Origin of the sequence: Pseudomonas lundensis, from assembly GCF_002269125.1 — a bacterium.
GTDB classification, from domain to species: Bacteria; Pseudomonadota; Gammaproteobacteria; order Pseudomonadales; family Pseudomonadaceae; genus Aquipseudomonas; species Aquipseudomonas lundensis_A.
This window is the reverse complement of sequence record NZ_NQKI01000007.1, coordinates 99,406-119,349: the sequence shown is the minus strand read 5'-3', so window position 1 is coordinate 119,349 and position 19,944 is coordinate 99,406. Positions and strand designations below refer to the sequence as shown.

Below are 19,944 nucleotides of genomic sequence, written 5' to 3'. Positions count from 1 at the left end.
CGAGGAGCAGGGCATGGCGTTAGCAGTGATTCAAATGGTCAGTCAGAACGATGTGCTGGCCAATTTGGCGCAAGCCCGCCGTTTGCTCGAAAAAGCGGCCGAAGGAGGTGCACAACTGGCTGTGCTTCCGGAGAATTTTTCGGCCATGGGGCGTCGGGACGTGGCTGCGCTGGGCCGGGCCGAAGCGTTGGGCGAAGGTCCTGTCCTGCCCTGGTTGAAACAAACCGCTTGCGACCTCAACTTATGGGTGGTGGCCGGTACCTTGCCATTGCCACCTGCCGGTCTGCCCGACGCCAAATCACGCGCCTGTTCGCTGTTGATCAACGCCGACGGTGAACAAGTGGCGCGCTACGACAAGCTGCACTTGTTTGATGTCGACGTGTCTGACAATCGTGGGCGGTATCGTGAGTCCGACGACTATGCTCAAGGTGAGCGGGTCGTGGTGGCAGACACGCCGGTCGGCAAGCTGGGGCTGACGGTGTGTTATGACCTGCGCTTTCCCGAGCTTTATAGTGAGCTGCGTGCCGCAGGAGCGGAGCTGATCAGTGCACCGTCGGCCTTTACCGCAGTGACGGGGGCGGCGCACTGGGACATCCTGATCCGTGCCCGGGCCATTGAAACTCAATGTTACGTCTTGGCGGCGGCGCAAGGTGGCGTACATCCTGGGCCGCGTGAGACTTTCGGCCACGCTGCCATCATTGACCCTTGGGGCCGAGTGCTGGCTGAGCAAGCGCAAGGAGAGGGCGTATTGATCGCTCGGCGTGATGCTGCAGAACAAGCGGCCATCAGGGCACGCATGCCGGTGGCGAGCCACCGGCGATTTTTTTCGCAGGGCGCACAGCGACCTGCCACGCAAGGCTAATTCAGGCCCTTGGGTTCAGCACTCAAAGATGCTGAAGCGAGGGCCAAGACGGAGTGAATATGAGCGAGTTGTTGACCTCAGTCAGCGAACACCTGTTGGCACCGGGCGGTGTCACCCTTGAAAGCCTGCAAACCGTGCTGAGTGACCTGGCCGGGCCGGGGATCGATGCGGCAGATTTGTACTTTCAGGGCCAGATTTCCGAATCCTGGGCACTGGAAGACGGCATCGTAAAAGAAGGCAGCTTCAATTTGGATCAAGGCGTCGGTGTACGCGCCCAGTCTGGCGAGAAAACCGGCTTTGCCTACAGCAACGCCATTACCCTTGAGGCATTGGGGCTGGCCGCCCGTGCGGCGCGTTCAATCTCTCGGGCTGGTCAGAATGGCACCGTGCAAGCCTTCACCGCGCAGGATGTGGCGCAGTTGTATGCGCCTGACAACCCGCTAGAAGTCATCAGCCGTGCTGAAAAAGTAGAACTGCTCAAGCGTGTCGACGCCGCCACCCGCGCCCTCGACCCACGTATCCAACAAGTCACCGTGAGCATGGCCGGGGTGTGGGAGCGCATTCTGGTGGCTTCCACCGACGGTGGTCTGGCCGCCGATGTGCGGCCTTTGGTGCGCTTCAATGTCAGCGTCATTGTTGAGCAAAACGGCCGTCGTGAGCGGGGCGGACATGGCGGCGGCGGGCGCACGGATTACCGTTATTTCCTGGCGCAGGACCGCGCCATGGGCTATGCCCGCGAAGCCTTGCGCCAGGCGTTGGTCAACCTTGAAGCCGTAGCTGCACCTGCTGGCACCTTTCCGGTTGTTTTGGGCTCCGGCTGGTCTGGCGTGCTGCTGCACGAAGCCGTGGGCCATGGTCTGGAAGGCGACTTCAACCGCAAGGGCAGTTCGGCCTACAGCGGCCGCATGGGCGAGAAGGTTGCTTCCAGCTTGTGCACCATCGTCGATGACGGCACCTTGCCAGGGCGTCGCGGCTCACTGAGCGTGGACGATGAAGGCACCCCGACCGAGTGCACTACGCTGATCGAAAACGGCGTACTCAAGGGCTACATGCAAGACAAACTTAATGCGCGGTTGATGGGCGTTGCCCGCACCGGTAACGGTCGTCGCGAATCGTACGCACATTTGCCAATGCCACGCATGACCAACACCTACATGTTGGGCGGCGAAAGTGATCCGGCCGAAATCATTGCCTCGGTGAAAAAGGGCATCTACTGCGCCAATCTGGGCGGAGGTCAGGTCGACATCACCAGCGGCAAGTTTGTGTTTTCTACCAGCGAAGCGTATTTGATCGAAGACGGCAAAATCACGCGTCCGGTCAAGGGCGCGACCCTGATTGGCAACGGGCCGGAAGCGATGAGCAAAGTGTCGATGGTCGGTAATGACCTGTCGCTGGACAGCGGCGTGGGGACATGTGGCAAAGACGGGCAATCGGTGCCAGTGGGTGTCGGTCAGCCAACCCTGAAGATTGATGCAATTACGGTAGGCGGCACGGGCAGTTGACGGGCTGCGGGCGGGTTGCAGGGCAACCCGCCCGCGTACAGGACTTAACGCAAGCCGCGTTGAGTCTCGTCCAACCCACGGATGTACTTGAACAATTTGCGGCTGGAAGCCGGGGCCTTGTTATGAGCCAGCTCGTGTTTGGCCTGACGCACGATCGAACGCAATTGCTGACGATCGGCCTCGGGGAACTCGGTGACAAATTTTTCCAGTACATCGTCATCGCCTTCGATCAGGCGATCACGCCAGCGTTCGAGGCCGTGGAAACGTTCGTTGTATTGGCGCGAAGAGGCATCCACTTGATCGAGCATTGCCAGGATTTCGTCGATCGGTTGATCGCGCATCAGCTTGCCGATGAACTGGATATGCCGCTTGCGGGCAATATGAGCCGTGTGTTTTGAAGCATCTACCAAAGCCCGGCGCAAGGCGTCGGTCAAAGGCATTTTGTTCAGCAAGTCAGGCTTGAGCGTCGTGAGACGTTCGCCCAGATCAACCAGAGCATGGAGCTCGCGTTTGACCTGCGATTTGCTTTTTTCGCCGTCGAAGGCGTCGTCGTAAGAATCAACCATGGTGGCAGTCCGCAAAGAAACGCCGCCATGATAACCAGTCGGGGGCCGCTTGTCCGGCCCGGTCGCTCGGCGGCCCTACCGAAAACAGAATTTGAGTGGAGAAAACCATGAGTGCAGTAGAAAGCGTCGGCCCGCAGGCCTTGCCGGCACTGCAAGAGCAGGTCGAGCAAATTATTGCCGAAGCCAAGCGTCAGGGCGCCAGTGCCTGCGAAGTGGCTGTGTCGCTGGAGCAGGGCTTGTCGACTTCGGTGCGTCAGCGTGAGGTTGAAACCGTCGAGTTCAATCGCGATCAGGGTTTCGGTATCACCCTTTATGTGGGGCAGCGCAAAGGTTCGGCCAGCACTTCGGCCACCGGCCCTGATGCGATTCGTGAAACGGTTGCCGCCGCGTTGGCGATTGCCAGCCATACGTCCGAGGACGAAAGCTCCGGTTTGGCCGACCCGAAGCTGATGGCCCGCGATCTGCAGGATTTTGATCTGTTCCACACGTGGGACATCACCCCTGAGCAAGCCATCGAAAAGGCACTGGCCTGCGAAGCCGCTGCTTTTGAAGCCGACAGCCGCATCAAAAACGCGGACGGCACCACGCTCAGCACCCATCAAGGCTGCCGTGTATACGGCAACAGCAACGGTTTTGTGGGAGGGTCGGCATCGACACGCCACAGCCTGAGCTGCGTGATGATCGCTGAAGGCGACGGACAGATGCAGCGCGATTATTGGTACGACGTGAACTGCCAGGGCGAGTTGCTGACCGATGCCGCCGTCATCGGTCGACGGGCTGCGGAGCGCGCCGCCCGTCGTCTGGGCTCGCGTCCGGTGCCGACCTGCGAAGCCCCGGTACTGTTTTCCGCCGAGCTGGCCGGCGGGCTGTTCGGCAGCTTTTTGGGTGCGATTTCGGGTGGCAACCTGTACCGCAAATCGTCGTTCTTGCTCGACGCCATGGGACAACAGATCTTCCCTGAATGGCTGACCCTGGACGAGCGCCCGCACCTGATGCGTGCCATGGGCAGTTCTTCATTCGACAACGATGGTTTGGCCACGTACGCCAAACCGTTTATCAAAGATGGCGAACTGGTGTCCTACATCCTCAGCACGTATTCCGGCCGCAAATTGGGCATGCCCAGCACTGCGAACGCGGGCGGCGTGCACAACCTGTTCGTGACCCATGGCGATGAAGACCAGGCCGCCTTGATCCGTCGTATGGGCCGCGGGTTGTTTGTGACCGAACTGATGGGCAGCGGCCTGAACATGGTCACGGGTGACTACTCCCGAGGCGCGGCGGGTTTCTGGGTCGAAAACGGCGAGATTCAGTTCCCGGTGCAAGAGGTGACCATCGCCGGCAACATGCGCGATATGTTCAAACAGATCGTTGCCGTGGGCAATGACCTTGAGCTGCGCAGTAACATTCGCACCGGCTCCGTGTTGATTGAGCGTATGAAAATCGGCGGCAGCTGATTGCTCAAATGTTTTAAAAAAGGCGTATCACGGTTCTGGTGATACGCCTTTTTTGTGCGCGTGAGCAATTGCGTCAATGGCTCGCTCATCCCGCCGGCATACGTCCGCAGAGTGCATTCCCCTTATAGTCTGCTCCAAGTTTGGCGAAATGCATTAAGGGGCCGCAGCCATAAAAAGAGGATGTTAATTCAGTATCAGTTTTGCAAACCGGTAACATCAACGGGACAGGGAAAAAGACAAGCCATAGGCTTATCCCGCACCATTTGTGCCCCTCTCGCGGTTCGCGAGTGTGTTCAACCTGGCGAGGATTGCTTTTTGGCACATAGACCGAAGCGCCTACGCATCCAGTCAATAAACTTATCATTGCAATGCACGCAATAAGTCGCTTCATTTTCAACTTCTTACTTTAATTAGTTAGTGTGGTTCAATGCTCTTTTCAGCTTTTAATCGTAGGTCAATGCCTTTGAAATAAGCTGCCTGGGCAAGGCGCAGGCTTGGCATTGTTTGTCCCGGCCTCTTTTATAATCATCCGAAAAGCAGCTGTTGATACGTTGTGGCTCAGGAAGTGATAAGTGTGGATTACGCCAAGGTTTAGCGTGTTTGGATCGAGTTGTTCGAACTTCGATACAAGGTGCATATCCTTAAGTAGGCGTGAAGATTAAATTGAATGCCCTGCCTGTTAAATGCGGAGTGCACGATGTTGGCTGGAGCAAATTAGCATGTAATTGCATATAAGCACGATGGTTGATTATTTAAACAGTGATATCCACAACGAGCGCAAGACGTCGCGTACTACTCTCCAGGGATTGCACTGACTCATTGCAGTCAGGTTTCTCGTGTTGAACCCGTGCTCGCGTTTTCGAACGTGGTGGGACCTGTTTTCAGGGCAAACAGAGGACCCTTGTGTCATCGCCTTGAAAGGGGGAGGAACGCTTTGTGTCTGGGAGGCATCGCCTTTCGCAGGCTTGTTTTGATAATCAATATCGCTTAATAATGAATCTCATTAGCGAGCGAGCCTGGATCATGAGTTCTGTGTTGCACGAAAGCCCTTATCAGGAAAGCTGGCGCTGGATGAGTCGCCAGATCCGCTGTGGGCTGGCGCCCGATGAACCACGCCTGATTGAGCATTATCTGGCCGAAGGCCGTTACTTGGCCTGCTGTACGTCTACGTCATCCTGGACGATTGCCCTCACGTCGTTCCGGCTTTTGCTGGACACCGCCACTGATACGGCGCTGCCGTGGCACTGGCGCAGTCTGTGTCTTGACCATGCGTGGCGACCGCTGCGCGACCTCGAAACCCAAGCCCTGTGCGGGTGTCGCCTCAAGCGTTGGCAATGCTGTGCCTGGCAATTGGCGACCTGCGAACTTGAACCGTCCATCTCTTTAATCGAACTGATGCAAGGATTTCACGATGAGTAATCCCCCTATCGAACGCGACAGCATGGGCGAGTTGCACGTGCCTGAGGCCGCGCTGTATGGCGCGCAGACCCAGCGTGCGGTGGATAACTTTCCCGTCAGTCATCAGCGCATGCCGGCGCAATTCATTCGCGCCTTGATTCTGGCCAAAGCGGCAGCGGCCAAAGCTAACATCGAATTGGGGCAAATTTCTGACGCTCAGGGCAACGCCATTGTCGAAGCCACGCAGATCCTGCTGGCAGGCGATTTCATGGAGCACTTTCCGGTAGATATCTTTCAGACCGGTTCAGGCACCAGCTCCAACATGAACGCCAATGAAGTGATCGCCACGCTGGCCACCCGCGTGCTGGGCGAAGTGATCAACCCGAACGATCACGTCAACTGTGGCCAAAGCAGCAACGACATCATCCCGACCACCCTTCACGTCAGTGCCGCTTTGGGTCTGCATGAGCGTCTTTTGCCCGCGCTGACGCATCTGGTGGAGGTCATTGAGCACAAGGCCCAGCAGGTTCACAGCCATGTCAAAACCGGGCGCACTCACCTGATGGACGCCATGCCTGTGCGCATGAGTCAGGTACTCAATGGTTGGGCGCAGCAGATCAAGGCCAATATCGGGCATTTGCAGGCCCTGCAACCTGCGCTGCAATCACTGGCGCAAGGCGGCACGGCAGTCGGCACCGGGATCAACGCGCATCCGCAATTTGCCGGGCTGTTCTGTCAGCAACTCAGCGCCCTGACGCCTGTGCGGTTCACGCCCGGCAAGGATCTGTTTGCCTTGATCGGTTCTCAGGACACCGCTGTATCGGTATCGGGCCAGCTTAAGGCCACAGCGGTCTCGTTGATGAAAATAGCCAACGACCTGCGCTGGATGAATTCGGGTCCGCTGGCGGGGCTGGGTGAAATTGAGCTGGAAGCGTTGCAGCCGGGCTCTTCGATTATGCCGGGCAAGGTTAACCCGGTGATTCCCGAAGCCACTGCCATGGTCGCCGCGCAAGTCATCGGTAATGACGCGGTGATTACCGTAGCGGGCCAGTCCGGTAACTTTGAGCTGAACGTGATGCTGCCGGTCATTGCTCAGAACCTGCTCAGTAGCATCGAGCTGTTAACCAATGTGAGCCGTTTACTGGCCGACAAGGCGATTGCCACGTTCAAGGTCAACGAAGCCAAAATCAAAGAAGCCTTGTCGCGCAATCCGATTCTGGTGACTGCACTGAATCCGATCATTGGTTATGAAAAGGCCGCTGAAATTGCCAAGACCGCCTACAAGCAAGGGCGCCCGGTGATTGATGTGGCGCTTGAGTTTACCGACCTGTCTCGCAGCCAGCTTGAGGCCCTGCTAGACCCCGAGAAGCTGACCGCTGGCGGTGTCTGACTCCCTGACACGGCTTTGGAGGTGCACATGGAACACTGGAAACGCACGATCGAAAGAGCCAATCGCTGTTTCGCTGAAGGCGAGCTGGTGGATGCGCGAGAACACTACTTGCAAGCGCTGGCGCTGGCTCAAGTGTTGTTTGAGCGCTGGAGTGACGCCGACGAAGCAGTGGCGGCTTGCGTGATTTCCCATCACAACCTGGCGGACGTTCATTTACGCCTTAATCAGCCGGAAGAGAGCGTCGAGTACTTGTGCTCGATTCATCAGCGGCTGCTGCAAACCGTCCAAAACCCACGCATCAAGCCTGAGCTGCGGGAAGCCGCGCTGCGTCAGAGCAGCAAAACCTATGTCGAGTTATTGAATTTCATCAGTGAATACGGCGAATACCCACGCTCAGCCCTGTTGCTCAAGCGCAACGTTGCTCAATCCAGCCCCGCATTCTCAATGGTCAGCGGCCAACCTTCAGGAGTTCATTGATATGACTTACACCTTGCCTGCACTGCCTTACGCCTATGACGCGCTTGAGCCGCACATCGATGCGCAGACCATGAAGATCCATCACACCAAACATCATCAGACTTACATCAACAACCTCAATGCCGCCGTGGAAGGCACGGAGTGGGCGCTGTGGCCTGTGGAAAAACTGGTGGCCAGCGTGCACCAGCTTCCTGAAAGCATGCGCGCAGCGGTTATCAATCAAGGCGGCGGTCATGCTAACCACGCGTTGTTCTGGGAGGTCATGAGCCCGCAGGGCGGTGGCAAACCCGATGGCGCGTTGGCCAAGGCCATTGATGAGCAGTTGGGTGGGTTGGAAGCGTTCAAAGATGCGTTTACCAAAGCCGCGCTGACCCGTTTTGGCAGCGGCTGGGCCTGGCTGAGTGTTACTGGACAGAAGACCCTGGTGATTGAAAGCAGTGGTAATCAGGACAGCCCGCTGATGAAGGGTAATACCCCTATTCTGGGGCTGGATGTGTGGGAGCACGCATACTACCTGCGTTACCAGAACCGACGGCCTGAGTACATCAATGCGTTTTATGAGGTCATTAATTGGCCTGAAGTAGCGCGCCGCTATCAAGCAGCTATGGTTTAAAGCTACGCACAAGGATTCAAGCGAAAATGGGCACGCAAATTTTGGCGGTCGGCGGCGTGCGATTGTTTCGCTATGCCCTCGGCACGTTGTTGCTGTTGGCGGGCACTGCGCTGTTGGTGGCCGAAGGATTGGGCTGGCTGGGGCTCGAACCCAAAATGCTCAGAGCCCTTCAAGGCGGGGCTTTGTGCGCGTTAGGCACGGCGCTGGGCGCTGTTCCGGTGTTGGTGATTCGCAATATGCCGGTGGCGGTCAGCGATACCTTATTGGGCTTTGGTGCCGGGGTCATGCTGGCGGCCACGGCGTTTTCGTTGATTGTGCCGGGCATTGCGGCAGCTGAAAGTTTAGGGTTGTCTGCGTGGGCATCCAGCGGGCTGGTTTGTGCGGGCATTTTGCTGGGCGCCCTGTGTTTGTTTCTGGTGGACCTGAAAGTGTCGGGTGCCGGGCCGGAGATTATCGTCAGCCGTCCGGGGGAGCCCGTCATTGCACCGCGCATTTGGCTGTTTGTGATCGCGATTGTGGCGCACAACATTCCGGAAGGTATGGCGGTGGGCGTTTCGGCGGGCGGCGGCATGCCGGACGCTGACAGCCTGGCGATGGGGATTGCGTTGCAGGATGTGCCAGAAGGGTTGGTGATTGCTTTGGTGCTGGCCGGGGCGGGCATGTCGCGGGTCAGGGCGTTCATGATCGGTGCCGCGTCCGGGTTGGTGGAGCCGGTATTTGCCGTACTGTGTGCCTGGCTGGTGAACTTGGCCGAACTTCTATTGCCGCTGGGTCTGGCACTGGCGGCAGGAGCGATGCTACTTGTAGTGACGCAAGAGGTGATTCCAGAGTCGCGGCGCAATGGTCACGAAAAACTGGCGAGCCTTGGGCTCTGCATAGGGTTCTGCGTGATGATGGTCATGGATACCGCGCTGGGGTAGATCAACGTGGCCCGGTCAGATCGCTGCGGCGCTATGCGTCAGCCGCTATTCGCCTTCATCAAAGTAGTTATTGATCAGGGCCACCAGCGCAGCCATGGCTTCTTGCTCCTGTTCGCCTTCGGTCTTTAAATGAATGGTGGTGCCTTTACCTGCGGCAAGCATCATCATGGCCATGATGCTTTTGCCATCGACCATGGATTCTGGTGTGCGACCGGCTCGCACCTGACAAGGAAACCGACCTGCAACACCGACGAACTTGGCAGATGCTCGAGCGTGCAGGCCCAATTTGTTGATGATTTCGATTTCCAGATCAGGCATCGCGGGGTAGATCCTTTCAAGTAAGGTCGCGGTGGCGAACCTGGACGTTTTTCAGGGTTTCTTGCAGGCACTTGCCCAGTCGTTCAGTGAGGTACACCGAGCGGTGATGCCCGCCGGTGCACCCGATACCGATCGTCACATAAGCACGATTGCTCGCGGCAAAACGCGGCAACCATTTCAGCAGATAGCTGGAAATATCCTGGAACATCTCTTCAACATCCGGCTGCGCGGTCAAGTAATCGGCTACCGGTTGATCAAGCCCCGATTGCTCGCGCAATTCGGGTTTCCAGTAGGGGTTGGGCAGGCAACGCACGTCGAAGACGAGGTCGGCATCCACCGGCATCCCGCGCTTGAAACCAAATGACTCCACCAGAAATGCCGTACCGGGCTCCGGTTTGTTCAGCAGGCGCAGCTTTATGGTGTCGCGCAGCTGATACAGGTTCAGATTGGTGGTGTTAATCGTAAGGTCCGCGAGGTCAACGATGGGCCCCAGCAACGTTGTTTCATCGCGGATGGCTTCTGCCAGCGAGCGGCTGGCGCTGCTCAGGGGGTGCCTGCGGCGGGTCTCGGAGAAACGCTTGAACAGGGTTTCCTCGTCTGCGTCCAGGTACAACACGTCACATTGAATATGACGGTTGCGCACTTCTTCGAGCAATTGTGGAAACCGCGACAAATGGCTGGGCAGGTTGCGCGCATCAATCGAGACCGCCACCAGCGGCTGTGCGAGTTCAGTGTGAATCAACGCCCGCTCTGCCAGCTCGGGAAGCAAGCCGGCGGGCAAGTTGTCGATGCAATAGAAACCGTTGTCTTCGAGGACGGCGAGGGCGGTGCTTTTACCGGAGCCGGAGCGTCCGCTGACAATGATCAAGCGCATGATTAATGACCGTTCTGTACGTCCAGAACAACCTGATACAGCGCTTCGTTGCTCGGTGCACTGCGCAGTTTTTCGCGCACATCTTTGCGATCGAGCATGCTGGCGATCTGCCTGAGCAGTTCCAGGTGTGCATCGGTGGCCGCTTCTGGCACCAGCAATACGAACAACAGGTCGACCGGCGCGCCATCGATGGCGTCGAAATCTATGGGGGCGTCAAGGTGCAGCAAAGCGCTGACAGGCGCCTCGCAGCCTTTGAGGCGACAGTGTGGGATAGCAATGCCGTTACCAAAACCGGTAGAGCCCAGTTTTTCACGGGCAATCAGACTTTCATAAACATCCTGCATTTCTAGACCAGGCACTTCGCGACTGATCAGGTTGGCAATGTATTCAAGGGCTTTCTTTTTACTGCCACCCGGCACGTTCACGTGTGAACGGCCGGGGGTCAGGATGCTTTCAAGTCGAATCATGGGTATGGGGTATTAACGACCAGTCGCGCCCTGGAGGAGGCTGACGGTCTTTTCCTTATGCTTTTTCAGTTGGCGATCAAGCTTGTCGGCGAGGTTGTCGATGGCGGCGTACATATCTGTATGCTCAGCATTTGCAACGACTTCACCTTTCCCAACGGGTATATGCAGGGTCGCTTCGATTTTGTGCAGCAGCTTTTCGACGGTAAGAATCACAGTCACGTTGGTGATTTTGTCGAAATGACGCTCCAGCCGGTCCAGTTTTTCGCCGATGTAAGCGCGCAGGGGGGCGGTCACTTCCACATGGTGTCCACTGATGTTGACTTGCATACAGTTTCTCCTTTGATTCCATTGCATAAAGTAGCAGGCCGGAAAGCCTGCCACTGAAACGCTGTGGCCCGTTGCTTACATCAAACGCTTACGCTCGCTGGAAGGCGCAATCCCAAGGGATTCGCGGTACTTGGCGACCGTGCGACGGGCTACCTGAATACCTTGTGCCTCCAGTAAACCAGCGATCTTGCTGTCACTCAACGGCTTTTTCTGATTTTCCGCCGCAACCAGTTTTTTGATGATCGCGCGGATCGCCGTGGATGAGCATTCGCCGCCTTCGGAGGTGCTTACATGGCTGGAGAAAAAGTACTTGAGTTCATAGATACCGCGTGGGGTATGCATGAATTTCTGTGTGGTGACCCGTGAAATGGTCGATTCGTGCATACCGACTGCTTCTGCAATGTCGTGCAACACAAGCGGCTTCATGGCCTCATCGCCGTACTCCAGAAACCCGCGCTGATGCTCGACAATTTGTGTTGCCACTTTCATCAGGGTTTCGTTACGGCTCTGCAGGCTTTTGATGAACCAGCGCGCTTCTTGTAACTGGTTGCGCATGAACGTGTTGTCGGCACTGGTGTCGGCGCGTCGCACGAAACCGGCGTACTGGGCATTGACCCGCAGGCGCGGTACCGATTCCTGGTTGAGCTCTACGAGCCAGCGTTCGTTGTCTTTGCGCACGATGACGTCGGGTACAACGTATTCCGGTTCTGTGGACTCAATTTGCGATCCCGGACGCGGATTAAGGCTTTGCACCAACTCGATGACCTGGCGCAGTTCGTCTTCCTTGAGCTTCATGCGGCGCATCAGTTGGCTGTAATCACGTGCGCCCAGCAGGTCGATGTAGTCCGTTACCAAGCGCTTGGCGTCTTCGAGCCAAGGCGTTGTTGCAGGCAGTTGGCGCAGTTGCAACAGCAGGCATTCGCCCAGATTGCGGGCACCAATGCCGGCCGGTTCGAATTGCTGGATACGGTGCAGGACGGCTTCGATTTCATCGAGCTCAATGTCCAGTTCCGGGTCAAAGGCTTCGAGGATTTCCTCGAGGGTTTCGTCGAGGTAGCCCTGCGTATTGATGCAGTCGATGAGGGTAACGCCAATAAGCCGATCGGTGTCCGACATGGGCGCCAGGTTCAACTGCCAAAGCAAATGGCTTTGCAGGCTTTCACCGGCCGAAGTGCGGGTGGTGAAGTCCCACTCGTCATCGTCGTTGCTGGGCAGGCTGCTGGCACTGGTCTGATAAACGTCTTCCCAAGCCGTATCGACGGGGAGTTCGTTGGGAATGCGGTCGTTCCATTCGCCTTCCTCCAGGTTATCCACAGTGGTTGCGGACTCCTGCTGATAGGAGGGTTCTTGAATGTCACTGGCGGGTTTTTGCTCAATGTTGTCGGCCAATGGATCCGAGTTGTCGAAATCTTCGCCTTCTTCCTGGCGTTCGAGCATCGGGTTGGATTCCAGCGCCTCCTGGATTTCCTGTTGCAGGTCCAGGGTCGACAATTGGAGCAGGCGTATGGCTTGTTGCAGCTGAGGTGTCATTGTCAGCTGCTGGCCCATTCTCAGGACTAGCGATGGTTTCATGGCAGGGGCTTAACACCTTATTCGCCGGCGCGCATGGCGCCATCCACTACAAGGGCGCGTTAGCGCCAAACATAAGCAAATTATATGCCTGAAACCGTAGCGTTTGCCTAGAGGCGTTTACAATTCGTCCGGAAGACGTGAGCAAATTGAAAACGCCCGTCAGGCATTTTTAGGCGTAGGGGCTTACAAGCGGAACTCGTTGCCCAGATACACTTCTCTCACCAATTTGTTGGCCAGAATCGTTTCAGCGTCGCCTTCAGCAATCAATTGTCCGTCGTTTACGATGTAAGCCGTTTCGCAAATATCGAGTGTTTCACGGACGTTGTGATCGGTGATCAGCACGCCAATGCCTTTGGCCTTGAGGTGGTGAATGATCTGCTTGATGTCGCCCACAGAGATGGGGTCAACACCGGCAAAGGGTTCATCGAGCAGAATGAACTTGGGGGCGGTAGCCAGTGCGCGGGCGATTTCTACCCGGCGACGCTCACCACCCGACAGGCTCATGCCCAGGTTGTCGCGGATATGGTTGATGTGGAATTCCTGCAACAGGCTTTCCAGCTCCTTGCGACGACCTGCTTTGTCGAGTTCCTTGCGTGTCTCAAGAATCGCCATGATGTTATCGGCGACCGAAAGCTTGCGGAAAATCGAGGCTTCTTGCGGCAGGTAACCGATACCGGCGCGTGCGCGGCCGTGCATCGGTTGATGACTGACATCCAGATCGTCGATCAGTACACGACCCTGATCCGCTTGCACCAAGCCCACAATCATGTAGAAGCAGGTGGTCTTGCCCGCGCCGTTAGGGCCGAGCAAGCCGACGATCTGTCCGCTGTCGATCGACAGGCTGACATCGCGCACCACCTGACGGCTCTTGTAGCTTTTAGCCAAATGCTGGGCTTTAAGAGTTGCCATTACTGGGCCTTCGCGTCAGTTTTTTTCTTCGGCTGGATCACCATGTCGATGCGCGGACGAGGTGCAGTCACGCTGCTACCGTTGGCGCGACCGGCGTTGGCCACTTGTTTGACTGTGTCATAGACGATTTTCTCGCCTTCAGTGGTGTTGCCATCGTTGATCACTTTGGCCTTGTCGATCAGCACGATGCGGTTTTGCGGTGCATGGTACTGAATGGTCACTGCGTAGGCCTTGACCGGTACCGGATCGGTGGCTTTTTGCAGTTGTTCGAAGTAGGCCAGGTTGCCAACCGAGGTCACAACGTCAATTTCACCGGCAGCGTTGCGGGTGATCGTGACGGTGTTGCCGGTGATTTTCATCGAGCCTTGCGTGATGATGACGTCGCCTTTGTAGGTCGCGACGCCTTTCTTGTCATCCAGCTGCGCTTCGTTAGCCTGAATACGGATAGGCTGTTCGGTGTCGTTCGGCAGAGCCCAGGCGCTCACGCTTCCCAGTGCTGCGCTCAAGCTGAGCAATAAAGGGAGGGTTTTAACGAGACTCATACTGTCCTCTTACGTTGGACAGCAGGTCCATCCTGCCGTCTTTCAAATATGCTTTCATTCCCTTGGCAGTGGTCACACCGCCAGCGCCGTCGATTCTAACGGCTTGCTCGGTCTGCGCATATTGCTTCTGTGGGAATACTGTCATGCGTGAGCTGGTGATAATCAGCTCGCGGTTGCGTTCGTCTGTGCGGGCGACCCGTACCGAGTCGATCAGCTCGACTTCCGTGCCGTCCGGATTAACCTCGCCGCGCTCACTTTGAACGTGCCACGGAAAGGTGGTTCCGCGGTACATCTGCAGGTCCGGGTTGGTCAGCAGCGTCACTTCGGAAGCCTTGAGGTGTTCAACCTTGTCGGACGTCATTTCGTATTGGAGCTTGCCGTCCGGCAGGTACTGAAGGCTATGAGCGTTGATGGCGTAATAGTCGATTGCGTGCTCATCCACCGCTACGGCAGGTTTGTCGAGGAAGCGTTCCGGGCTGATATTCCAATAGCCCACGGCTGCAAACAGCGCCGCTATGACGCCGAATAACAGGAAGTTGCGAATTTTTTTACTCAGCATAAAAAGCTCTATAAGTAGGCAGCGTGAGCGGCATCCAGACGGCCTTGGGCACGCAGGATCAGTTCGCAAAATTCACGTGCGGCGCCTTCACCGCCGCGTGCCTGGGTAATGCCGTGGGCATGTTCGCGAACGAAACTGGCGGCGTTGGCTACAGCCATACCAAGGCCTACGCGACGGATGACCGGCAAATCCGGCAGGTCGTCGCCCAGATAGGCAACCTGTTCATAGCTTAGGTTGAGTTGGCCGAGAAGCTCGTCCAATACCACCAATTTATCTTCGCGGCCCTGATACAGGTGCGCGATACCCAGATTTTGCGCGCGACGCTCAACGACTGGTGTCTTGCGACCACTGATGATTGCCGTTTGTACGCCGGCTGCCATCAGCATCTTGATGCCCTGGCCGTCGAGGGTATTAAAGGTCTTGAACTCGCTGCCGTCTTCCAGGAAGTACAACCGGCCATCGGTCAATACGCCGTCAACGTCGAAAACGGCGAGCTTGATGGCTCTGCCGCGTTTGAGCAAATCGCTGGTCATTACATCACTCCTGCGCGCAACAAATCGTGCATGTTCAAGGCGCCGACAGGGCGGTCGTCCTTGTCGACGACAACCAGCGCGCTGATTTTATGGTCTTCCATGATTTTAAGGGCTTCGGCGGCCAGCATGTCGGCGCGGGCTGTTTTGCCGTGAGGTGTCATCACCGTGTCGATGGTCGCGTTGCGGATGTCGATTTCGCGATCCAGCGTGCGGCGCAAGTCGCCGTCCGTGAAGATGCCGGCCAGTTTGCCATCTGGTTCAGTGACAACGGTCATGCCCAGACCCTTGTGGGTCATTTCCATCAGGGCATCTCTGAGCAACGTGCCGCGAACCACTTGCGGCAGCTCATCGCCCGAGTGCATGACGTTTTCAACTTTGAGCAGCAAACGGCGGCCAAGTGCTCCACCGGGGTGCGAGAAGGCGAAGTCTTCAGCCGTGAACCCGCGGGCTTCGAGCAAGGCAATGGCCAGTGCATCGCCAAGGACCAGCGTTGCGGTGGTCGACGAAGTAGGCGCCAGGTTCAGTGGGCAGGCTTCTTGGGCCACGCGGGCATCCAGACTGACGTCGGCAGCCTTGGCCAGCGGTGACTCGGGGTTGCCGGTCATGCTGATGAGCTGGATGCCGAGGCGTTTAATAAGAGGGAGCAGAGTGACGATCTCGGCGGTAGAGCCCGAATTCGACAGCGCGAGAATGATGTCGTCGCGGGTAATCATGCCCATGTCGCCGTGGCTGGCTTCGGCCGGGTGAACAAAGAAAGCCGTGGTGCCGGTGCTGGCCAGGGTCGCGGCAATTTTGTTGCCGATATGCCCGGACTTGCCCATGCCGACCACGACGACTCGACCCTTGCTCGCTAGAATCATCTCGCAAGCGCGTACGAAATCAGCGTCGATCCGGGGCAGTAAATCTTCTACAGCTTCCAGTTCGAGGCGGATGGTGCGTTGTGCAGATTGAATCAGGTCGCTGGATTGGCTCATGTTTGAAGTCGGGTAGCCTGAGAAAAGGCGGCGATTATAGCGGTTCTGAGCAATTCCCTCACGTGTGTTCGTCATGCTTTGTTGTCTCATGCAACAAAGCACTACTGGACTTTAGGATGATTTACCCATTTTTCACTGTCCTGAACCTGAATGGGCACTCCTACAGCCTTTGGCGGTCAGTAACAGCAGTGATATAGTTCGCCGCCAGTTCGGCCCGCTCAAGGAACGCGCGCTTCTTGAAAAGAAGCTTGATGTCCGGTTAGAGGCAGAGGCTGCATCGCAAGGAGTTTAGATGAGTGCCGATAACGCCTACGCGGTCGAGCTGAAGGGAGTTTCCTTCAAGCGCGGTTCGCGCAGCATTTTCAATAACGTCGATATTCGTATCCCGCGTGGCAAAGTCACGGGGATCATGGGGCCGTCCGGCTGCGGCAAGACCACCCTTCTGCGTTTGATGGGCATGCAACTGCGTCCCAGCAACGGCGAAGTGTGGGTCAATGGGCAAAACCTGCCGACACTGTCGCGCAGCGATCTGTTCGACGCCCGCAAGCATATGGGCGTGCTGTTTCAGAGCGGCGCACTGTTTACCGATCTGGATGTATTCGAAAACGTTGCCTTTCCGCTGCGCGTGCATACCGAGCTGCCGGAAGAAATGATCCGCGACATCGTGCTGCTCAAGTTGCAGGCGGTGGGGTTGCGCGGCGCCATTGACCTGATGCCGGATGAGCTGTCCGGCGGTATGAAACGTCGTGTAGCGCTGGCTCGGGCCATCGCGCTTGACCCGCAAATCTTGATGTACGACGAACCGTTTGTCGGCCAGGATCCCATTGCCATGGGGGTTTTGGTGCGTCTGATCCGTCTGCTTAATGACGCATTGGGCATCACCAGCATTGTGGTTTCTCACGATTTGGCCGAAACAGCGAGCATTGCTGACTATTTATACGTAGTGGGCGATGGTCAGGTGCTGGGGCAGGGGACGCCAGACGAGTTGATGAATGCCGATAACCCGCGCATCCGTCAGTTCATGAACGGCGATCCCGACGGTCCGGTTCCGTTTCACTTTCCGGCGTCGGACTACCGAACCGATCTTCTGGGGAAGCGCTGATGCGCAAACAATCAATTATCGACCGCGTCGGATTGTTCGGCCGGGCCGGGATCGACATTGTCTCGGTACTGGGGCGTTCGACCATTTTCCTGTTTCACGCATTGCTGGGGCGTGGCGGCATCGGCGGCGGTTTCGGGCTGTTGCTCAAACAGCTGCATTCCGTGGGTGTCATGTCGCTGGTGATCATCGTGGTGTCCGGGGTGTTCATCGGCATGGTGCTGGCGCTGCAAGGCTTCAGCATTCTGTCCAGCTACGGCTCAGAGCAGGCGGTCGGGCAGATGGTGGCCCTGACCCTGTTACGTGAGTTGGGACCGGTCGTGACCGCATTGCTGTTCGCCGGGCGCGCCGGGTCTGCCCTGACCGCCGAAATCGGCAACATGAAATCGACCGAACAACTCTCCAGCCTTGAAATGATTGGGGTCGACCCGTTGAAATACATCATTGCGCCACGTTTGTGGGCCGGGTTTATTTCCCTGCCGGTGCTGGCAATGATTTTCAGCGTGGTCGGGATCTGGGGTGGTTCGTGGGTGGCGGTGGACTGGTTGGGCGTCTACGACGGTTCCTACTGGGCCAACATGCAGAACAGCGTGACCTTCACCGGTGACGTGCTTAACGGGATCATCAAAAGCATCGTGTTTGCTTTTGTAGTGACCTGGATTGCCGTGTTTCAAGGTTATGACTGCGAGCCCACTTCAGAGGGGATCAGCCGTGCCACTACCAAGACCGTGGTGTATGCCTCATTGGCTGTACTCGGGCTGGACTTTATTTTGACCGCCTTGATGTTTGGAGATTTCTGATGCAAAACCGCACCATGGAAATCGGTGTCGGCCTGTTCCTGCTGGCTGGCATCCTGGCTTTGCTGTTGCTCGCCCTACGGGTCAGTGGACTGTCCCCGACCGCCAGCAGTGACACCTACAAGCTGTATGCCTACTTCGATAATATTGCCGGCCTGACCGTGCGCGCCAAGGTCTCGATGGCGGGCGTGACTATCGGCAAGGTCACAGCGATCGACCTGGACCGCGACAACTTTACGGCCCGCGTCACGCTGCAGATTGAAAAAAAGGTGGATAACCTTCCGGTGGATTCGACAGCGTCTATCCTCACGGCAGGTCTGCTCGGTGAGAAGTACATCGGTATCAGCGTGGGCGGGGAGGATGAACTGCTCAAGGACGGTGGAACTATTCACGACACCCAGTCGTCTCTGGTTCTGGAAGACCTGATCGGCAAGTTCCTGCTCAATACCGTTAGCAAAGACGCCAAATAAGGAGTGTTTCGATGATTTCTCTCTTGCGCCGTGGCCTGCTGGTTGTTTTGGCGGCCGCACTTCCTCTGATGGCGAATGCAGCACCGGGGCAATCGGCCCACGACATCGTTCAAGACACCACCACGCGTTTGCTGGCTGACCTGTCTGCCAATAAAGAGCAGTACAAGCAAGACCCGAGCAAGTTTTACGATGCCCTGAACACTATTGTCGGGCCTGCGGTGGATGTTAAGAGCATTGCCAATAGCATCATGACCGTGAAGTACTCGCGAAAGGCAACGCCAGAACAAAAGGAGCGTTTCGAGGAGAACTTCAAGCGCAGCCTGATGCAGTTCTACGGCAATGCCTTGCTGGAATTCAAAAACCAGGGCATCACCGTTGGCCCTGCCAAGGATGAAAGTGGCGATCGCACCAGCGTTGACATGATTGTTAAAGGCGATAACGGCGCCACTTACCCGCTGTCGTACACCTTGCATAATGTCGGCGGCGAGTGGAAAGTGCGTAACGTGGTCGTCAATGGCATCAATATCGGCAAGCTGTTCCGTGACCAGTTTGCCGATGCCATGCAGAAAAACGGCAACGATCTGGATAAAACCATTAATAACTGGGCTGGTGAAGTGGCCAAGGTCAAGAAAGAGACTGACAAGGCCATCGACCAATGAGTGAGGGTGCCGTGACCCTGGCCGGTGAAAGCGAACTGCGCCTCAGTGGCGTGCTCGACTACCAGACCGGCCCCCGCTTGCGTAAGGAAGGTCAGGCGCTGATCAAAAAAGCACTGGCCAAATCCCTTGTGGTTGATTGCTCGGCAGTCACCAAATCCAGCAGTGTCGGTTTGTCGTTACTCCTATGCTTTATCCGAGACGCACAAGCCTTGAACAAGCCACTGAGCATTCGTGCCATGCCCGAAGACATGCGCGAAATCGCTCAGGTTTCGGGCCTGACCGAGCTGTTGGCACATCATTAATCGCCATTTATTGAGAAGCCCCCCGTCAGAGTCCTGTTCAGCGGGGTTCGCAGGCGCGGGGCTTTTTTGTATGATGGCCGACCCGCGCGCGTTGGGCGCCGATTGAGGTTGAGCATGCAGGCCGTAGAAGTGAAGAGCTTTCTTGAGGGAAAGCTGCCTGGAACCCAGGTAGAAGTTGAGGGCGAAGGCTGCAACTTTCAGCTGAACGTGATTAGTGACGAACTGGTGGCCTTGAGCCCGGTGAAACGTCAACAAAGCATCTATGCCCATTTAAACCCGTGGATCGCTGATGGCAGCATCCATGCGGTCACTATGAAATTCTTCAGCAGCGCGGCCTGGGCCGAGCGCACCTGAGCCCCC

The 19,944-nt window shown here is 56.9% G+C and carries 25 protein-coding genes; 14 read left to right on the top strand and 11 right to left on the bottom strand.

What is annotated here, in order from left to right:
- The first annotated feature begins 13 nt into the window (after nucleotides 1-13).
- Both CJF39_RS06880 and tldD read left to right on the top strand, forming a co-directional pair.
- Nucleotides 14-862 carry a carbon-nitrogen hydrolase family protein gene (locus CJF39_RS06880; protein WP_094992722.1) on the top strand — a complete coding sequence of 283 codons (849 nt, stop codon included), beginning with the start codon at nucleotides 14-16 and terminating at the stop codon, nucleotides 860-862.
- A 59-nt stretch (nucleotides 863-921) separates the two neighbouring features.
- Nucleotides 922-2,364 carry a metalloprotease TldD gene (tldD, locus tag CJF39_RS06875; protein ID WP_094992721.1) on the top strand — a complete coding sequence of 481 codons (1,443 nt, stop codon included), beginning with the start codon at nucleotides 922-924 and terminating at the stop codon, nucleotides 2,362-2,364.
- 44 nt (nucleotides 2,365-2,408) lie between these two features.
- Here the strand turns inward: tldD and yjgA are convergent, their stop codons facing one another.
- Entirely contained in the window at nucleotides 2,409-2,930 is a 522-nt protein-coding gene (yjgA, locus tag CJF39_RS06870) for a ribosome biogenesis factor YjgA (protein WP_094992720.1), read from the bottom strand.
- 107 nt (nucleotides 2,931-3,037) lie between these two features.
- Here yjgA and pmbA point away from each other — a divergent pair, with 107 nt between their 5' ends.
- From pmbA to CJF39_RS06840, 6 genes are all read left to right on the top strand, one after another.
- Nucleotides 3,038-4,384 carry a metalloprotease PmbA gene (pmbA, locus tag CJF39_RS06865; protein WP_094992719.1) on the top strand — a complete coding sequence of 449 codons (1,347 nt, stop codon included), beginning with the start codon at nucleotides 3,038-3,040 and terminating at the stop codon, nucleotides 4,382-4,384.
- Between the two features lie 1,023 nt (nucleotides 4,385-5,407).
- Nucleotides 5,408-5,803 carry a FagA protein gene (locus CJF39_RS06860; protein WP_094992718.1) on the top strand — a complete coding sequence of 132 codons (396 nt, stop codon included), beginning with the start codon at nucleotides 5,408-5,410 and terminating at the stop codon, nucleotides 5,801-5,803.
- Complete coding sequence (locus CJF39_RS06855; protein WP_094992717.1) at nucleotides 5,796-7,172, top strand: class II fumarate hydratase; 1,377 nt, start codon at nucleotides 5,796-5,798, stop codon at nucleotides 7,170-7,172. The genes CJF39_RS06860 and CJF39_RS06855 overlap by 8 nt, the downstream gene beginning before the upstream one ends.
- A gap of 27 nt (nucleotides 7,173-7,199) precedes the next feature.
- Nucleotides 7,200-7,649: a hypothetical protein gene (locus CJF39_RS06850; RefSeq protein ID WP_094992716.1), complete on the top strand. Its 450-nt coding sequence runs from the start codon at nucleotides 7,200-7,202 to the stop codon at nucleotides 7,647-7,649.
- Between the two features lies 1 nt (nucleotide 7,650).
- Complete coding sequence (locus tag CJF39_RS06845) at nucleotides 7,651-8,262, top strand: superoxide dismutase (RefSeq protein WP_094992715.1); 612 nt, start codon at nucleotides 7,651-7,653, stop codon at nucleotides 8,260-8,262.
- Nucleotides 8,263-8,288: 26 nt separating this feature from the next.
- A complete protein-coding gene (locus CJF39_RS06840) occupies nucleotides 8,289-9,182 on the top strand; it encodes a ZIP family metal transporter (RefSeq protein WP_094992714.1) in 894 nt (297 codons plus the stop codon).
- 45 nt (nucleotides 9,183-9,227) lie between these two features.
- Here the strand turns inward: CJF39_RS06840 and CJF39_RS06835 are convergent, their stop codons facing one another.
- The 10 genes from CJF39_RS06835 to CJF39_RS06790 form a co-directional block, all read right to left on the bottom strand.
- Nucleotides 9,228-9,500, bottom strand: coding sequence for an HPr family phosphocarrier protein (locus tag CJF39_RS06835; protein ID WP_094992713.1), 273 nt, complete (start codon nucleotides 9,498-9,500; stop codon nucleotides 9,228-9,230).
- Between the two features lie 16 nt (nucleotides 9,501-9,516).
- A complete protein-coding gene (gene rapZ / locus CJF39_RS06830; RefSeq protein WP_094992712.1) occupies nucleotides 9,517-10,374 on the bottom strand; it encodes an RNase adapter RapZ in 858 nt (285 codons plus the stop codon).
- Nucleotides 10,375-10,376: 2 nt separating this feature from the next.
- On the bottom strand, nucleotides 10,377-10,841 hold the full coding sequence (gene ptsN, locus CJF39_RS06825; protein ID WP_094992711.1) for a PTS IIA-like nitrogen regulatory protein PtsN: 465 nt from the start codon (nucleotides 10,839-10,841) through the stop codon (nucleotides 10,377-10,379).
- A 12-nt stretch (nucleotides 10,842-10,853) separates the two neighbouring features.
- The gene (gene hpf, locus CJF39_RS06820) at nucleotides 10,854-11,168 is read right to left on the bottom strand and encodes a ribosome hibernation-promoting factor, HPF/YfiA family (protein ID WP_094992710.1); all 315 of its coding nucleotides are present in this window, start codon (nucleotides 11,166-11,168) and stop codon (nucleotides 10,854-10,856) included.
- Nucleotides 11,169-11,243: 75 nt separating this feature from the next.
- A complete protein-coding gene (locus CJF39_RS06815) occupies nucleotides 11,244-12,740 on the bottom strand; it encodes an RNA polymerase factor sigma-54 (protein ID WP_094992709.1) in 1,497 nt (498 codons plus the stop codon).
- Nucleotides 12,741-12,923: 183 nt separating this feature from the next.
- The gene (lptB, locus tag CJF39_RS06810; RefSeq protein WP_047273366.1) at nucleotides 12,924-13,649 is read right to left on the bottom strand and encodes an LPS export ABC transporter ATP-binding protein; all 726 of its coding nucleotides are present in this window, start codon (nucleotides 13,647-13,649) and stop codon (nucleotides 12,924-12,926) included.
- Complete coding sequence (gene lptA / locus CJF39_RS06805; RefSeq protein ID WP_047292283.1) at nucleotides 13,649-14,191, bottom strand: lipopolysaccharide transport periplasmic protein LptA; 543 nt, start codon at nucleotides 14,189-14,191, stop codon at nucleotides 13,649-13,651. Before lptA ends, lptB begins: the two co-directional genes overlap by 1 nt.
- Entirely contained in the window at nucleotides 14,178-14,750 is a 573-nt protein-coding gene (gene lptC, locus CJF39_RS06800; RefSeq protein WP_047273368.1) for an LPS export ABC transporter periplasmic protein LptC, read from the bottom strand. The genes lptA and lptC overlap by 14 nt, the downstream gene beginning before the upstream one ends.
- 8 nt (nucleotides 14,751-14,758) lie before the next feature.
- Entirely contained in the window at nucleotides 14,759-15,283 is a 525-nt protein-coding gene (locus CJF39_RS06795; protein WP_094992708.1) for a KdsC family phosphatase, read from the bottom strand.
- Nucleotides 15,283-16,257 (bottom strand): KpsF/GutQ family sugar-phosphate isomerase, encoded by a 975-nt coding sequence (locus CJF39_RS06790; protein ID WP_094992707.1) that lies wholly within the window; start codon nucleotides 16,255-16,257, stop codon nucleotides 15,283-15,285. The genes CJF39_RS06795 and CJF39_RS06790 overlap by 1 nt, the downstream gene beginning before the upstream one ends.
- A gap of 292 nt (nucleotides 16,258-16,549) precedes the next feature.
- Here CJF39_RS06790 and CJF39_RS06785 point away from each other — a divergent pair, with 292 nt between their 5' ends.
- From CJF39_RS06785 to CJF39_RS06760, 6 genes are all read left to right on the top strand, one after another.
- The gene (locus tag CJF39_RS06785; protein ID WP_094992706.1) at nucleotides 16,550-17,359 is read left to right on the top strand and encodes an ATP-binding cassette domain-containing protein; all 810 of its coding nucleotides are present in this window, start codon (nucleotides 16,550-16,552) and stop codon (nucleotides 17,357-17,359) included.
- A complete protein-coding gene (gene mlaE / locus CJF39_RS06780; protein WP_094992705.1) occupies nucleotides 17,359-18,156 on the top strand; it encodes a lipid asymmetry maintenance ABC transporter permease subunit MlaE in 798 nt (265 codons plus the stop codon). Before CJF39_RS06785 ends, mlaE begins: the two co-directional genes overlap by 1 nt.
- Nucleotides 18,156-18,623, top strand: a complete 468-nt coding sequence (gene mlaD / locus CJF39_RS06775; protein ID WP_094992704.1) for an outer membrane lipid asymmetry maintenance protein MlaD — start codon at nucleotides 18,156-18,158, stop codon at nucleotides 18,621-18,623. The genes mlaE and mlaD overlap by 1 nt, the downstream gene beginning before the upstream one ends.
- An 11-nt stretch (nucleotides 18,624-18,634) precedes the next feature.
- Nucleotides 18,635-19,282 (top strand): MlaC/ttg2D family ABC transporter substrate-binding protein, encoded by a 648-nt coding sequence (locus tag CJF39_RS06770; protein WP_094992703.1) that lies wholly within the window; start codon nucleotides 18,635-18,637, stop codon nucleotides 19,280-19,282.
- Nucleotides 19,279-19,584, top strand: a complete 306-nt coding sequence (locus tag CJF39_RS06765) for an STAS domain-containing protein (protein ID WP_047273375.1) — start codon at nucleotides 19,279-19,281, stop codon at nucleotides 19,582-19,584. Before CJF39_RS06770 ends, CJF39_RS06765 begins: the two co-directional genes overlap by 4 nt.
- A gap of 114 nt (nucleotides 19,585-19,698) precedes the next feature.
- Nucleotides 19,699-19,938: a BolA family protein gene (locus tag CJF39_RS06760; protein WP_003439919.1), complete on the top strand. Its 240-nt coding sequence runs from the start codon at nucleotides 19,699-19,701 to the stop codon at nucleotides 19,936-19,938.
- Nucleotides 19,939-19,944: the final 6 nt, after the last annotated feature.